This window comes from Sodalis glossinidius str. 'morsitans' (genome assembly GCF_000010085.1).
Lineage (GTDB): Bacteria > Pseudomonadota > Gammaproteobacteria > Enterobacterales > Enterobacteriaceae > Sodalis > Sodalis glossinidius.
Window position 1 is genome coordinate 1,241,640 of the sequence record NC_007712.1, and the last position, 13,417, is coordinate 1,255,056.

Below are 13,417 nucleotides of genomic sequence, written 5' to 3' on the forward strand. Positions count from 1 at the left end.
TTAACAGCCCTGGGAGCGGTGCTACCTGGATTCACCCGATGGCATTGTCGTCGCGGCAGTGAATAACAAATCGTTCGCAGAGCGGTTTATTGACGAGTTCCGATTAGCCAAAGATGGAGTCAAAAATAATGGGCGTCGTTAAGCAGTTATCGGATTACTAGAAACATCTGATGGTGAATGGTGACAAGAAAACGCCCCCGACATACGGATGCTGGGGGCTTAAGAACACAAGTTATTGAGGTGCCACTTTAAGTAGCAAAGTAAATATGAGTCACGCTTTGAAAAAGCGCAAGTAAAAACATCATTGTTACCAGCTGGGCTATCCCGGCAACCTTGAACATATCGCCCGGCGCATAGCTAAACGCCTGGTGCAAGAATTCCGCAAGTTGAAGGAGCGTCGTCATGACTAACGTTGCCTATGCCGATTTCAGGTGTCAAAAGGTAAATTTGCAGATGGAAAATAAAAAACAAGGGTATGTTGCTCTGTTCAGGAGTCTGCTGTCTAAGGAGTGGGCCAAAGATACGGCTAAATTGGCTATGTGGATCAGATTGATTGGTGAGGCATCCTACAAGCCACGCACAGTGAAATTTGCTGGCAAGGGATGGCACCTTCAATTAGGCGAACTCGTCACTACTACTGCTATTCTGGCGCGTAAATTATGTGATCAGGATGGGACTGAAAAAAGCAAGCAGTCTGTTATCCGAATGCTGAATTTTTTGTCCGAGAAGGGATGATAACCACCAGAGGAACCAAACTTGGTACTGTGATATGTATCACAAATTATAGCCAATATCAAATAGGCTTAGACGATACACCCGCCGATACACGCAAATCCAGATGTGACAATGCTTTGGAGGGGGCTCCCGGTACACCACCCGATACACCGTTAGAGCAGTTTTTAGCCGGTACACCTTGCGATACACCAGCCGATACAAACAAACTCAGTGCTGGCAAGGCTTCAGCGTGTATACCCGGTACACCGCCCGAAGCACGACCCGGTGAACAGAACAAGAAGTTAGTAGAACAAGAAGTAAATAATAAAACACATAGTCAACTTGCGTTGACTGCGAACTGTGAAAAACCGGAACGCAGAAAATTCATTTCATTCGACTACGAGTCCTACCTGAACGCCTACAACGACATCGTTGGAGATGGTGGGTGAAGCGATGGGGGGCGGCAACTTTGGCGCGGTGATGGAGACAGCGAAGAAGTGTCCGAGTGCAGCGAATCTCAAGGGGTATGCACGGGTACTGGCCGACTATCAGCGTGTGCGGCGCTTCACGGCGTTGTTAGGCGATGGACTGGAGCAGGTGCGCCAGTGCCCGAACCATGAGCGCGCGTTGGCAGTGATGGGGCAGGTATTGGCCTCCCTGCGTGATATCGACTGCCCCGCCGACGAAGTCCGCCCAATGCATATCGACGAGCTGATAGCCCCCTACACCGCGCTTTTGGAAAAGTGTCTGAAGAATGGGGAAGCCTCGGACTCATTGAAAACGGGCATTGAGGAATTGGATGACATTCTTGGTGGTATCAATCCGGTGGACTTGGTGATTGTTGCCGCCCGTCCCGGCATGGGAAAGACTGAATTTGCCTTGAAGGTGGCGGAGGGTGTCGCTGCACAGCATACTACACGCCAGATTGACACGGAGAACGGCGCGATAACTGAAATCGAACGCAAGGGTGTTTTGATTTTCTCGATGGAAATGGATGCGATGCAGGTTATCGAGCGCTCATTGGCGGGAGCCAGTCATCTCCCGGTTTCGACGCTACGCAAGCCTTGCCGGATGGATGACGGAGGTTGGGCAAGAGTATCTCAGGGACTTCGCCGCTTACAGGGGCTTGATGTTTGGGTCGTGGATGCATCATCACTGACCATCGAGCAGATACGAGCCATTTCTTACCGGCACAAGCTTGCCCACCCTGCGTTATCGCTGATTATGGTCGATTATCTGGGTCTGATTGAGAAGCCACGAGCAGAGCGTAATGACCTTGCCGTCGCGCATATTTCCGGCAGCCTCAAGCGTATGGCAAAGGAGCTGAAAACGCCGGTGATGTCGCTAAGTCAGCTATCCAGAAACGTAGAGCAGCGCACCAATAAGCGGCCTACCTGTGCTGATTTAAGAGATTCAGGCAGCATTGAGCAGGACGCTCTGACAGCATCATCATGCTCTACCGCGATGCGGTGTACAACGAGAATAGTCCAGCGGCGAAATACGCTGAACTCATTGTCACCAAAAACCGGTTCGGCACCCAGGGAACGGCTTACCAGGAATTCAAAAACGGGCATTTTATGCCAACCGACCAAGAACAAGCTGTGAACGCTTGCCAGAGCAACACTAACGTCGCGCCAATGAAACGTTATGCCAGTGGGGCAGCGGTTTAACGCAAACAGCGAGGAAAATACCGATGACGGCATATTTAACAGAAGAACTCGTGGAGCTGCTTTTCATTGCAGCCCTTTTTGTTTGGGTGGGTAAATTCAGAGGTGGTTGATGGAAAAAAGAAGCTTCCTGCTGCGTGATGAACGAATACGGAAAAACCTGAAAGTTTTTATTGATTCACTCCCCACTGACGAACACCGCCCCCTCGAAATCACCATCAACGACAGCAAAAGAAGTGAGACGCAAAACAGTCTGCTGCATGCGCTATGCACCGATGTCTCTCGGCAAGTGTTGTGGGCAGATAAACCCCGCTCGATGTTGGACTGGAAAGCGTTGTTCGTCTCAGGCCATGCCATCGCCACAGGCAGGCCGGGAGAAGTGGTTACAGGACTGGAGGGGGAGTTTTGCAGCATCCGCGAGAGCACGGCTCAGATGGGCGTGAAGCGCATGAACAGTTTAATCGAATACGCGCAAGCCTGGGCGGTCGGTAACGGCGTCAGGCTGCGGGAGGTGCGTTATTCAGGGGATTATTTTGGGAGAGCAACATGAAAAAGAGATTACAGAACACCAGCATCACTTTTCGGATGATGCAGCATTGCCTGTTCAGGCCGACCAAGCGTTCGCGCAACAAAGTCCGCGAGATACTGGGCGAGGATGAAGTAAAAACCTTGCGTATTCCGACGCAAAGTGAACGCATATTCTGGAGGGTGAACACTCGGCCAAATGAGTTAAACGTGACATCCCCTTACGCTTCTGCCACAGGACTGTTCGGTGCTCACTGCGCTGCGCTCCGCCTCAGTCCTGCAACAGAACCGTTGCCAAAGGAAACAGGGGCTAGAACGTGACAAACTCAACAGAATAAACCCATGTGATTATTAGCACGCTGTATTTCACTGCCGGAATCAGCGTTCACAGGGCCGGAATGACCGTTCACTTTCACCGGAATACGCAAACCTACGACTACAGCGCTCATATTCGTGATGTGCGGATGATGCGCGCTCGTACTCGGACTTCAAAAATAGATTTACAAGCTCAGTAAACTTGCATGGGTGGTGAGGAAATGATTATCAGCAAAACCCCGAAGGTGTGTAAGGACAGATGGCAGACGCCGGTCGAGATATTCCGTGCGCTGGATGCGGAGTTTGGGTTCGGCCTTGATGCTGCCGCCGACCACGATAACACCCGGTGTCGCCACTATCTGACCGAAGAGGATGATGCCCTGAGTTGCGATTGGCACACCCGGGGTGCCATTTTCTGCAATCCCCCGTACAGCAATATCATGCCGTGGGTGAAAAAGGCCGCCGAGCAGTGTGCGTTACAGCAACAGACTGTCGTGATGCTCCTTCCTTCCGACACCTCGACGGCGTGGTTCGCTCAGGCACAAAAAACGGCTGATGAGGTGCGATTCATCACCGAGGGGCGATTGTCGTTTATCAGCGCTGAAACCGGCGAGAAGGGTAAGGCGGGTAACAGCAAGGGCAGCGTGTTGTTCATCTGGCGACCGTGGCGAATAACCCCAAAAGGGATGACTACGGTAAGTAAACAGGTGCTGATTAACCGAATGTGGGGGTAGGTATGGTAAATCTTCGCAAAGAAGCGCAGGGCCGCGAATGCATGGTTCGTTTGCCGGGAATATGCGGCGGTGATACTGAGACTGTGGTACTGACCCATTACCGCATGGCTGGCCTTTTGGTACGGGAATGAAACCCCAAGATTTGTTCGGTGCCTGGGCCTGTAGCCGGTGCCATGACGAAATCGATCGTCGAACCCGTTTAACCGATGTTGAATATGCCCGACTGGCACATCTGGAAGGCGTTATTCGCACACAGGCGGTCTTGCTGAAGGAGGAAAAAATATCAACGTGAGGCGATACCACATCACCCTCCCGTTTCCTCCCTCGGTCAATCATTACTGGTATCACGCCAAAGGCAGACACTTCATCAAAGAGAAAGGCATCCAGTACCGGCGCTCGGTAATGGCCGAAATCATGCGCCTACGGCTCGCTGTGCGGTTTTCCGGCCAGATTAGAGTCAGGGTGGTGGCGAACCCACCAGACCGCAGGAAACGCGATTTGGACAATCTTTTAAAAGCGCCCCTCGATGCGCTCCAGCACGCTGGGGTTTACGAAGACGACAACCAGATAATCGACCTGCACATTATCCGGGGCGAGAAGGTGCAGGGCGGGAAACTCGACATTACGTTAACGCTGCTGGAGGCATAGAATGAACATTGAGTGGGTGTGGGGCCGGGTCAGATATGCGTTAGCGGATACTCTCATCACTAAAAATGGGCAGTTGGGCAATCTGGTGGAGCGGACGCGGATAGAGACCTTGCGTTTCAACCGTAACCCGCCGCGCTTCTTGAGCTACGCGAACGGGCGCATGGTCAGGGTGCCATCGTCGCCGGTGAAAGCGAAGCAAACGCGAGTCAAGGGCAAATCCGTTATTCTGATGCATGAGTGCGATTATTCTCTCGTGCCCTGGCGTCGTGCCATCGGCGGCCTCGATGAGCCGTTGCAAGCGTGGATCCGGTATTGCTTGCTACGGTGATTACCGCTACCACGCTGAACAGCTCAAGGTGGTGCCTTACGTGTGGCAGAAATTCATGGCGCAACAACCGGGGCGTATCTCTGGCAAGGTGAAGCAGCGCTTACAAGGGCTGGCTCTGCTCGCTGTGCAGGTGGTCGCAGGGGAAATAGATGGTCGCCCGGATCGCTATACCTACGCTGAACTGGCGGATATGCTGGGGGTATGCCCGAACAACTGGAATCAAAACTACCAGGGGCGATGGCGTGTACTGGTTCAGCTGGTGCATGAAATAGATGAGATGGCACTGAGAGATGTAGGAAAAACCAACAAATTCAGAAAGGAAGTTGCAAAAGTGAATTTTTCGCCTATAATTTAACTATAAATATATATGATGTCTAAATTGTAGCTAAAGCTTGGATGCGTCAAATCCGGCTTTTCAGGGCCTCAACTCCCTCAGGTGGTTGAGGTTTTCTGCTATTGACAGCTACTGATTGCTAAATAAAATTATTGGGTCGCACATCTGATTTTTGTCCAGTCAGTATCAGTTTTGCACAGATGTGCGATAAAGCCTCGGCTAATGCCGGGGCTTTGTTCTAACAAAAAAATCCAAGTGCTTTCTCTAGGGTGGTCATTTTTATATTAGAATCCCCCTTAAGAACCATATCTGTTCGGTACTCAGCAATAGTTTCTAGTGATGACCATACCGTCGAGTCATGCTTTTGTATACTGCTGTGCTGGGATAAAAGCTCTTTATCATCGTAATCTTCGACATTAGTATAGAGGGACACGTAGCGTAAAGCTTGTACTCGCGATGATTCGCATTCAGCGCCAAATTTGAACGCATTCTGGACGGCTGCAATTGTTGCGATACATAAGCCGGTAAACAGAGGATTTCCAATGGAGGCCATGACAGATGAGCCGAGAAGCAACAAGCAGAAAGTAAGAACTTTATCAATTCTGCCTGTAATCACACTAAAAATGCGGTGTAGAACATAAGAATAATAGATTGCGTAAATAGTGTTTTCTCGACTCATAAATCCTCTTTAATTACTTTTACCGCTTCCCCCTGAATTATTTTGAGATGGCGGTGTAACTGGTTTGGGTTGTTTGGCTTGCTCGTAGATTGTCTTTGCAAGCCCTTTGGGTAGACTGTCACCAGTAACTTGATGTTTAGGGTTGCTCATAAATTTCTCCGTGTCTGAATAGTAAATTTTGGCGAGTTAACGATATCAGATGTGGAAATGCGCCGCCAGACGCTATCTGGCACTTAATCCCAAGGCTACGCTCCGGCGTGGCCTTTTTCCTGACCGATAGCCACCCCGGACGAGGTGGCGCAATAACCCTAATAATACCCATGGAAAAACTTACTACCGGCTCTGCCTACAGCTGGGCCCTTGTCACGTGCCTGCTGGGTGTGTTCTCGCTCAGTGAATGGGCATTGATTACCGGTATCGCCTGTACGCTGGCGACCTTCCTACTGAACTGGATTTACCGGCATAAGGAATACCGTTTTAGGACGAAGCGCGACCAATGAATCCCGAGCTGCGTAACCGATTGATAAAAGCCACAGCAGGCGGCGCTATAGCATTAGCGACCGTGCTAATCCAATGGCACAAGGGCGTACGCTACACGCCATACCGGGATTCCGGCGGCGTGTTGTCAGTCTGCTATGGACATACCGGTAGCGATATCATTCCCGGTAAACGCTATAGCGCTGCTGAATGCCAATCCCTGCTGGATAGCGACCTGAAAGCCGCAATGGCGGTAGTCGATGCCAATGTCACCGTACCACTGACTGAGAGCCAGAAAGCCGCACTTGCCTCGTTCGCCTACAACGTGGGGAGCGGGGCGTTTTAGCGCTCTACGCTACTGAAGAAACTGAACGCAGGAGACAGGGTCGGTGCCTGTGATGAAATGCGGCGCTGGAAGTATGTTGACGGCAAGATCTCTAGGGGACTGATCAATAGGCGAGCGATAGAACAAGAGCTTTGCTTGAGGTCCGACTAACTAGTTAATCAAATAGATAGACCTCATAGTAACGAAAGTGATTGTTAAATTTTTATATTAATCTTTCATTTTTATGCTCTTGCAACTGAATTTCTGCGTGTTGCAGATGAGAGAGAGCCTCTATCTTTCTTGGAGAATAATTACCGTAATTAGATGGTTTTATATTTTTGACGGTAGAGCATAGCTTAGCTGGATTTTCCATGTCGCGTGGAGAATAGTGTCCATAACTAGATGAGTTTATATTTCTCACGGCAGAGCATAACTTGGAAACTAAGTTGCTAAGAACTGATGCGCGCGCTGAATAAAAATCAGATACTCCAGACTTAGCCTGAGAGAAAATATTATCTATCTGAATGTTAAAATATGAACTCATTTTTATAAATTCCTTTTTCTTAAAACAAATAATATTCCAGATCGCAATGCTTATAACTTACTTACAATCTGAATGATTAAGTAACTTTCCGACTTATATATATCGTTTAATCTAGAGAATGCACATACGGTATTGACCTTAGGATTTTAATATGCGTTGGAGATTCCTCACTTTCGTCACTTTTCTTGCATCAATGCTGGGCGCAATACTTTACTACCGTATCCAATATAAAGGTGCGGAAGAGACATTAAGGCAAGTTGAACTCGAAGTTAAATCCCGGCTGGCGGAGATTGAGCAGTTAAGTCGCCAAATACAGACTATCGCCGTGCTGGATTTGCAACACACGCGAGAGCTTGAACATGATAAAAAACGTATTGCGCAGCTTGAGCGCGATGTGGCTGACGGTCGTCGTCGGTTGCAAATCAACGCCATCTGTCCAGCAGTGCCAACCGATAGCACCGCCGCCCGCATGGATGATGCAGCCGGCGCCAGACTTGCTGACGCCGCTCAACGACATTATTTCACTCTCAGACGACGAATTGACATCGCGAGAGAGCAAATAAACGGCTTGCAGGACTACGCACGACAGGTCTGTCTGGCGGCCAACGCCAGGACAGAATGAGGATATAAGACATGGGACGACAAACAAAAAATAAAGTCGGTCGCCCGAGTGAGCTTGCACAAAGTCTGGAAAAGGCTAGAGCCTATTTGTTAGGGGACTATGAAAAGCTGGGTGATGTTGTCCCGAGCATTGCCGGATTAGCTTGTTACCTGGGAAAAGTCGCTCGCGCGTTTACGAATACAGTGAACAGAATGCTGAATTTAAGGACATCTTAGAGGGCATTCTGGCTCTGCAGGAAAATCGTTTAATTAACAAAGGATTGCAGAGCAAATTTAACGCAACGATTGCCAAGCTTATGCTGACCAAACATGGCTACTCGGATAAGCAGGAACTGACCGGTAAAGACGGCGGCGCACTTCAGGTAGAGACCAAACCACTCTCCTCACTATTTCATGATGACGACTCTTAATGCTATTTTCCATCCATTTATTCAGCCACATCGCTACAAGATTGCCAAAGGTGGACGGGGAAGCGGTAAATCATGGGCCATCGCACGGTTACTGGTAGAAATAGCGCGACGAGGCACTTATCGCTTTCTTTGCGCACGTGAGTTCCAGGCCAGTATGGCCGATTCTGTTATCCAGTTGATTGCAGACACTATCCAGCGCGAAGGTTATCTGAAGGAGTTCGAGATTCAGAAAGCGTATATCCGCTATCTTGCCACCGATAGCCTGTTTATGTTTTACGGTATAAAAAATAACGTTACCAAAATTAAATCGCTGGAAGGCATTGATATTGCGTGGGTAGAAGAAGCTGAAGCGGTGACCAAGGAGAGCTGGGATATTCTTATCCCCACTATCCGCAAACCGGGCAGTGAAATCTGGGTTAGCTTTAATCCGAAGAATATCCTCGACGACACCTATCAACGCTTTGTTGTCAATCCACTGGATGATATCTGCCTGCTGACGGTGCATTACACCGACAATCCCCATTTCCCTGAAGTACTCCGCCTGGAAATGGAGGAATGCAAGTGCAAGGACTATGACCTGTATCTGCATATCTGGGAAGGGGAGCCGGTTGCGGACAGCGATCTGGCGATTATCAAGCCGTTGTGGATTGCTGCGGCCGTCGATGCGCATATAACGCTGGGATTTGAGCCAGCGGGTAAAAAACGTATTGGTTTTGACGTCGCAGACGAGGGTGAGGATAGCAATGCGTTGATATTGTCCCACGGCTCAGTCGTTATGCATCTGGAGACGTGGAATAAAGGCGATGTTATTCAATCAGCAGACAGAGTGAAAAATTACGCTGAAAGTGTCATTGCTGATGAAATTATCTTTGACTCTATCGGCGTAGGGGCGGGTGTGAAAGCGCGCTTGCGACGAGTGAGTCGTATTACCGCGTCTGGCTTCAATGCCGGGGGAGGCGTTTTTAAACCTGATGCAAAATATGTTGATGGAAAAACCAACAAAGATATGTTTGTAAACCTCAAGGCACAGGCGTGGTGGGGTGTCCGGGAACGATTCTATAACACCTGGCATGCCGTCGAGTATATAAAGCACCATCCCGACGATAGCGATTTTGTCAAAGGGCTGAGAGATGACCAACTCATTAGTCTTTCATCCCGTCTTTCCTCACTTGACTATCTCAAGGCGGAATTGTCGCGCCCCTGGGTTGACTACGATAACAACGGTAGGGTGAAGGTGGAAAGTAAAAAGGACATGAAAAAACGCGGCATACCGTCCCCCAATCGGGCTGACGCTCTGATTATGGCCTTTGCGCCAACGTATAAACCTTTCCACATTCCTGATGAGGCCTTTTACTGATGGGCAGACGCGATAAAAAACGCGTGACAGCGGATGCGCCTGTTTCGCCGAAAAAACCGTTTTCTATCCCGCTGTCGGCGTTGAATACAGGAAATGATGCCAGGGTGGCGGCGTTTGAGCCCTACAAGCAGCCTGAGGGTGTCATTCCCGCCGGGCAACGCGACAGCGCGCTGGCAATGGACAGTACGCCTTATGAGACGTTAAACAGTTATAGCATGGGCTTTCAGTATGGTGGCTTCCGGGGCTATCCGTATCTTGCCATGTTGTCGCAAGCCCCGGAATACGCCAATGTCCACGCGGTCTTTGCCGATGAAATCACCCGGACAGGGATAAAAATCACCAGCAGTGCCGATGAGCCCGCGCTGGTTGAGCACATGGAAGATTTGTTAATCAAGTATGGCGTTAAGGACATCGTGCATCATGCCGTCTTCCATGACTCCCTGTTTGGAGTGGCGCATATCTATATTGATACCGGTGCGGATGACCATGAGAAGTAGAACCCGCTGTTCAAAGATCCGCGCAAGGTGAATGGCAAGTTGAAAGGGTTTCGTCTGGTTGAGCCGGTCTGGATGTACCCAGCGATGTACAATGCCAATGATCCGCTCGCCGATAATTACTATCGCCCGGATGCGTGGTTTGTTATGGGTAAAACGGTGCATGCCTCACGTTTTATTGACCTGGTCTCGCGCCCCGTGTCGCAAATCCTCAAACCGTCTTACAACTTTGGAGGCTTGTCACTGACGCAGCTCATGGAGCCTTACGTCAATGCATGGGCGCAAATCCGCCAGGAAATTCCCAAGATCATCAAGGCGTTCACGTTATCTGGCCTGAAAACAGATATGGACGCCAGAATGCAAAATTCTGCTGAATTCAAACGTCGTATTGACCTGATGGCCGAGTACCGCAACAACCGTGGCGTACTGGCGCTTGACAAAGAAGAGGAGTTTTTCCAAGTCAATACCCCTATGACCGATTTGGAAAAACTGGCCACCAATTACCAGGAGCAGTTGTGTATCCCCTCGCGAATGCCGGTGATTAAGCTGCTGGGCAATCTGTCCCCCGGCCTCAGCTCGAGTGGTCAGGGTGAGATTGATGTCTGGCATGAAACCGTGGCGGGGATCCAGGAGCGGGACGTTAGACCGCTGATTAAAGCGATGCTGGATTACATTATGCTCGCTGAGTTGGGGGAAATTCGTGAAGAAATTGATTTCGAGTTTAATCCCCTGGAAGAGATGAGTGATATCGATCTGGCTGATGTACGCCTGAAAAACGCGCAGGCACTCAGTACGTTGCAAACCGCCGGTACCATTGATACGGCAGACGGTCACCAGTGGTTGATGAATGACTCGCATTCTGGCTTCGGCTTCCTGAAGGACACGGAATATGAACAAGAGGAAGAAGACGCTTGATCCGGCGCTGCCCAATGCCAGTATTACGTGCTGGTATGAGCGAACGTTGCGGCGTGATATCAGGGCGATGTCTCGTGAGGTGATAACGGCTATCCAGTCGGTTTTTAACGAGACGGGGATGGCAAACGATGCCAGCCCGGCGGTGCATTTTAGAACGTTGCTGCGCCAACTCACCACGCGTTGGGGACGGCGCTTCAATCGATTATCGCAAGAGATAGCAAAGGCCTTTTATACACGAACACAAGGTCATACTGACCGGGCCCTGATAGTGCAGCTCAAGGCGATGGGCTTTGCCCTTGATTTCAACATGACCGCCGAGATGCACAATGCCTCAACTGCGATCATCGCCGAGAATGTCTCGCTGATAAAATCGATACCGCAGAACTATTTCACACAGATTGAATCACTGGTGATGCAGTCAGTGGTACGTGGCGGCGATTTGGGCACCTTGACCCAGCAGTTAACCGAGCAATACCGCGTCACGGCGCGTCGGGCGCAGCTGATTGCGCGAGACCAGACCCGCAAGGCTAATGCGACGCTGGCGGTTATCCGGCAACGTTCGCTGGGGATAACGAAGGGTATCTGGCAGCACACCGGTGCCGGTCAACATCCCAGGGCTGACCATGTGGCCGCCAGTTTGACCTCGCCAAAGGGTGTCTGATTAGCGGCGAATATCTCCTTCCCGGACAAAAAATTAACTGTGGCTGCCTCTGGCGGCCCGTTCTCCCGTTTCAGGATTAATCCATGCCAATCACAAATGAACGCCTTGCGATGGACTCTGCCCGCGAGGTAGACCGGTTCGGCAAGATGTTTGTGCGCGACAATCGTATCAGCAAGGCCACCATCAACGACTATTACGGGGAGGAAATCCCCGGCCATGAAAAACTTGGGCTGCAAAAAAAGCGGCTCTATCGCCTTTTACGGGCCCCCGAGGAGCTTGAGCAGTCCACCGCCAGTTTTCGCGGTATTCCCGTGCTGCTAGGGCATCCAGAGAACAATAACACCCGGCCACTGGCTGACTTGGCGGTCGGTGCGGTGATGAACGATGTGCGCTATGAACATCCTTACCTGGTGGCCTCTATTGTGGTCTGGGATGCGGGTGCACAGGCCGGTATCGAAACCGATATCCAGCGCGAACTCTCCCCGTCATACAAGTACACGGCGGATATGACACCGGGTGAGTTTGAAGGAGAAAACTATGACGGGGTGATGCTCGATATTCACACTTATCACCTCGCCATCGTACCGGACGGGCGCACGGGCCCGGATATTCTCGTCAATGACGCAAAACCAGAGGGTTTACCCATGTCAGAAGAAAAAGACACCTCGGCGCAGGATGATGTGCTCGCGGGTCTCAAGGAGAGCCTGCCAAACGCAAGCGATGAACAATTACAGTCGGTTTCTGAGTTTATGGCTGAGCGCGCCGCAAAAGCCAATGACGAAGAGCAAGACAAAAAAGCCGATGATGAACAGGACAAAAACGAAAAAGTGGATGACCAGGAGGACGATAAAAAAGCCAACGATGCGCGCCCGCTGACCGCCAATGATGCGGCGATTATCGCCCGTCAGGCAACCGAACAGGGCCGTAAGGCGGCCTGGACGGATTTTATGGCGTTACGTCAGGCCGAGCGCGACTGTGCTTCCCTGATTGGTGAAGTGGCCTGTGATTCGGCCGAAGATGTGTACCGACTGGCGCTGGCGCAAGAAGGTATCGACACCCAAGGTGTTCACCCTTCCGCGTTGCCAAAAATGGTTGAAGTGCTGAAATCCTGGCCCTCACAACCGGCCACCGTGGCGATGGATGCCCATTCCGTTAACCGCGTAGACAGCTTCTTTGGAGGTCAATAATGGCATTTCAACAAAACGTCGGGCTGTATCCGGCTCCTGGGCGTGAAGGGGCGTTTGCCTCCTGTAATGATGCTTTCGCCGTACCGCCGCCGGCTGACGGGTTCCGTGCGGGGAAAAATGGCCTGAACATGGCCCGTTTCGCCTGGCGCGACACCACCAGCGATGTGCTTCTTAACAATACCGGCACCGGTAAACCGCTTGGCTTCGTTGGTAATGAGATGACCGGCATCATCGGCCTATTTGACGCGACCACCATGAAAATCAGCGCCGGTACCCACGTCTCCGTGTACATGACCGGGGATTTTTGGGCGAAAGCGGTGAATGCCGCCGCCATTGGGCAGAAAGTGTTTGCCGTGCTGGCCGATGGCACTCTGAAAACCGGGGCGGCAGATGCCACCGTTGACGGTGCAGTGGAAACCCCCTTCGTGGTCATGACCGCCGCTGCTGTCGGTGAAATATTCAAAATGTCGAGCTGGAGCTAA

At 50.8% G+C, this 13,417-nt stretch carries 17 protein-coding genes and 5 pseudogenes; 19 read left to right on the forward strand and 3 right to left on the reverse strand.

The features are described 5' to 3' along the window. Positions 1 to 402: 402 nt before the first annotated feature. From SGP1_RS06330 to SGP1_RS34980, 10 genes and pseudogenes are all read left to right on the forward strand, one after another. Positions 403 to 735 (forward strand): hypothetical protein, encoded by a 333-nt coding sequence (locus SGP1_RS06330; protein WP_050747452.1) that lies wholly within the window; start codon positions 403 to 405, stop codon positions 733 to 735. Next, entirely contained in the window at positions 732 to 1,163 is a 432-nt protein-coding gene (locus SGP1_RS29240) for a hypothetical protein (RefSeq protein WP_148203393.1), read from the forward strand. Before SGP1_RS06330 ends, SGP1_RS29240 begins: the two co-directional genes overlap by 4 nt. Next, positions 1,153 to 2,384: pseudogene (locus SGP1_RS06335) on the forward strand (DnaB helicase C-terminal domain-containing protein); the annotation flags it as partial. The gene SGP1_RS29240 and the pseudogene SGP1_RS06335, both read left to right, overlap by 11 nt. A gap of 109 nt (positions 2,385 to 2,493) precedes the next feature. Beyond that, entirely contained in the window at positions 2,494 to 2,931 is a 438-nt protein-coding gene (locus tag SGP1_RS06340; protein ID WP_041866688.1) for a recombination protein NinB, read from the forward strand. Then, positions 2,928 to 3,227: a NinE family protein gene (locus SGP1_RS29245; RefSeq protein ID WP_148203394.1), complete on the forward strand. Its 300-nt coding sequence runs from the start codon at positions 2,928 to 2,930 to the stop codon at positions 3,225 to 3,227. The genes SGP1_RS06340 and SGP1_RS29245 overlap by 4 nt, the downstream gene beginning before the upstream one ends. 215 nt (positions 3,228 to 3,442) lie before the next feature. After that, positions 3,443 to 3,955: a phage N-6-adenine-methyltransferase gene (locus SGP1_RS06345; protein ID WP_041866689.1), complete on the forward strand. Its 513-nt coding sequence runs from the start codon at positions 3,443 to 3,445 to the stop codon at positions 3,953 to 3,955. A gap of 2 nt (positions 3,956 to 3,957) precedes the next feature. Next, a pseudogene (locus tag SGP1_RS06350) lies at positions 3,958 to 4,247 on the forward strand (DUF1364 domain-containing protein). Beyond that, complete coding sequence (locus SGP1_RS06355) at positions 4,244 to 4,603, forward strand: RusA family crossover junction endodeoxyribonuclease (protein WP_011410608.1); 360 nt, start codon at positions 4,244 to 4,246, stop codon at positions 4,601 to 4,603. Before SGP1_RS06350 ends, SGP1_RS06355 begins: the two are co-directional and overlap by 4 nt. Before the next feature lies 1 nt (position 4,604). Continuing rightward, positions 4,605 to 4,931 (forward strand): bacteriophage antitermination protein Q, encoded by a 327-nt coding sequence (locus tag SGP1_RS34975; RefSeq protein ID WP_050747454.1) that lies wholly within the window; start codon positions 4,605 to 4,607, stop codon positions 4,929 to 4,931. 40 nt (positions 4,932 to 4,971) lie between these two features. After that, positions 4,972 to 5,286: a bacteriophage antitermination protein Q gene (locus SGP1_RS34980; protein ID WP_050747455.1), complete on the forward strand. Its 315-nt coding sequence runs from the start codon at positions 4,972 to 4,974 to the stop codon at positions 5,284 to 5,286. A gap of 217 nt (positions 5,287 to 5,503) precedes the next feature. On the opposite strand, the gene SGP1_RS06365 is transcribed toward SGP1_RS34980, so the two are convergent. Then, the gene (locus SGP1_RS06365) at positions 5,504 to 5,944 is read right to left on the reverse strand and encodes a hypothetical protein (RefSeq protein WP_041866690.1); all 441 of its coding nucleotides are present in this window, start codon (positions 5,942 to 5,944) and stop codon (positions 5,504 to 5,506) included. A gap of 9 nt (positions 5,945 to 5,953) precedes the next feature. Next, the gene (locus SGP1_RS30630; protein WP_158302344.1) at positions 5,954 to 6,094 is read right to left on the reverse strand and encodes a hypothetical protein; all 141 of its coding nucleotides are present in this window, start codon (positions 6,092 to 6,094) and stop codon (positions 5,954 to 5,956) included. Positions 6,095 to 6,201: 107 nt separating this feature from the next. On the opposite strand from SGP1_RS30630, the gene SGP1_RS06370 reads away from it, so the two are divergent. After that, positions 6,202 to 6,444 (forward strand): phage holin family protein, encoded by a 243-nt coding sequence (locus SGP1_RS06370; RefSeq protein ID WP_011410609.1) that lies wholly within the window; start codon positions 6,202 to 6,204, stop codon positions 6,442 to 6,444. Next, a pseudogene (locus SGP1_RS06375) lies at positions 6,441 to 6,917 on the forward strand (lysozyme). The gene SGP1_RS06370 and the pseudogene SGP1_RS06375 overlap by 4 nt, the downstream one beginning before the upstream one ends. Before the next feature lie 52 nt (positions 6,918 to 6,969). On the opposite strand, the gene SGP1_RS29250 reads toward SGP1_RS06375, so the two are convergent. After that, on the reverse strand, positions 6,970 to 7,290 hold the full coding sequence (locus SGP1_RS29250; protein ID WP_148203395.1) for a hypothetical protein: 321 nt from the start codon (positions 7,288 to 7,290) through the stop codon (positions 6,970 to 6,972). Between the two features lie 151 nt (positions 7,291 to 7,441). Between SGP1_RS29250 and SGP1_RS06380 the strand changes: the two genes are divergently transcribed. From SGP1_RS06380 to SGP1_RS06410, 7 genes and pseudogenes are all read left to right on the forward strand, one after another. Continuing rightward, positions 7,442 to 7,912 carry a lysis protein gene (locus SGP1_RS06380; protein WP_011410611.1) on the forward strand — a complete coding sequence of 157 codons (471 nt, stop codon included), beginning with the start codon at positions 7,442 to 7,444 and terminating at the stop codon, positions 7,910 to 7,912. A gap of 11 nt (positions 7,913 to 7,923) precedes the next feature. Beyond that, positions 7,924 to 8,321, forward strand: a pseudogene (locus tag SGP1_RS06385) (DNA-packaging protein). Then, positions 8,308 to 9,678 carry a PBSX family phage terminase large subunit gene (locus tag SGP1_RS06390; protein ID WP_011410612.1) on the forward strand — a complete coding sequence of 457 codons (1,371 nt, stop codon included), beginning with the start codon at positions 8,308 to 8,310 and terminating at the stop codon, positions 9,676 to 9,678. The pseudogene SGP1_RS06385 and the gene SGP1_RS06390 overlap by 14 nt, the downstream one beginning before the upstream one ends. Before the next feature lie 260 nt (positions 9,679 to 9,938). Further along, a pseudogene (locus tag SGP1_RS23550) lies at positions 9,939 to 11,087 on the forward strand (DUF1073 domain-containing protein). Further along, positions 11,062 to 11,748: a phage minor head protein gene (locus tag SGP1_RS06400; RefSeq protein ID WP_011410613.1), complete on the forward strand. Its 687-nt coding sequence runs from the start codon at positions 11,062 to 11,064 to the stop codon at positions 11,746 to 11,748. The pseudogene SGP1_RS23550 and the gene SGP1_RS06400 overlap by 26 nt, the downstream one beginning before the upstream one ends. Positions 11,749 to 11,831: 83 nt before the next feature. Then, a complete protein-coding gene (locus tag SGP1_RS06405) occupies positions 11,832 to 12,935 on the forward strand; it encodes a DUF2213 domain-containing protein (RefSeq protein ID WP_011410614.1) in 1,104 nt (367 codons plus the stop codon). Beyond that, positions 12,935 to 13,417, forward strand: a complete 483-nt coding sequence (locus tag SGP1_RS06410; RefSeq protein WP_011410615.1) for a structural cement protein Gp24 — start codon at positions 12,935 to 12,937, stop codon at positions 13,415 to 13,417. The genes SGP1_RS06405 and SGP1_RS06410 overlap by 1 nt, the downstream gene beginning before the upstream one ends.

Coding starts and splice junctions, on each gene's coding strand:
- SGP1_RS06400 (WP_011410613.1), top strand. CDS start 11,062: ATGAACAAGAGGAAGAAGACGCTTGATCCGGCGCTGCCCAATGCCAGT.
- SGP1_RS29250 (WP_148203395.1), bottom strand. CDS start 7,290: ATGAGTTCATATTTTAACATTCAGATAGATAATATTTTCTCTCAGGCT.
- SGP1_RS06365 (WP_041866690.1), bottom strand. CDS start 5,944: ATGAGTCGAGAAAACACTATTTACGCAATCTATTATTCTTATGTTCTA.
- SGP1_RS06345 (WP_041866689.1), top strand. CDS start 3,443: ATGATTATCAGCAAAACCCCGAAGGTGTGTAAGGACAGATGGCAGACG.
- SGP1_RS06410 (WP_011410615.1), top strand. CDS start 12,935: ATGGCATTTCAACAAAACGTCGGGCTGTATCCGGCTCCTGGGCGTGAA.
- SGP1_RS30630 (WP_158302344.1), bottom strand. CDS start 6,094: ATGAGCAACCCTAAACATCAAGTTACTGGTGACAGTCTACCCAAAGGG.
- SGP1_RS29240 (WP_148203393.1), top strand. CDS start 732: ATGATAACCACCAGAGGAACCAAACTTGGTACTGTGATATGTATCACA.
- SGP1_RS29245 (WP_148203394.1), top strand. CDS start 2,928: ATGAAAAAGAGATTACAGAACACCAGCATCACTTTTCGGATGATGCAG.
- SGP1_RS34975 (WP_050747454.1), top strand. CDS start 4,605: ATGAACATTGAGTGGGTGTGGGGCCGGGTCAGATATGCGTTAGCGGAT.
- SGP1_RS06380 (WP_011410611.1), top strand. CDS start 7,442: ATGCGTTGGAGATTCCTCACTTTCGTCACTTTTCTTGCATCAATGCTG.
- SGP1_RS06390 (WP_011410612.1), top strand. CDS start 8,308: ATGACGACTCTTAATGCTATTTTCCATCCATTTATTCAGCCACATCGC.
- SGP1_RS06405 (WP_011410614.1), top strand. CDS start 11,832: ATGCCAATCACAAATGAACGCCTTGCGATGGACTCTGCCCGCGAGGTA.
- SGP1_RS06330 (WP_050747452.1), top strand. CDS start 403: ATGACTAACGTTGCCTATGCCGATTTCAGGTGTCAAAAGGTAAATTTG.
- SGP1_RS06340 (WP_041866688.1), top strand. CDS start 2,494: ATGGAAAAAAGAAGCTTCCTGCTGCGTGATGAACGAATACGGAAAAAC.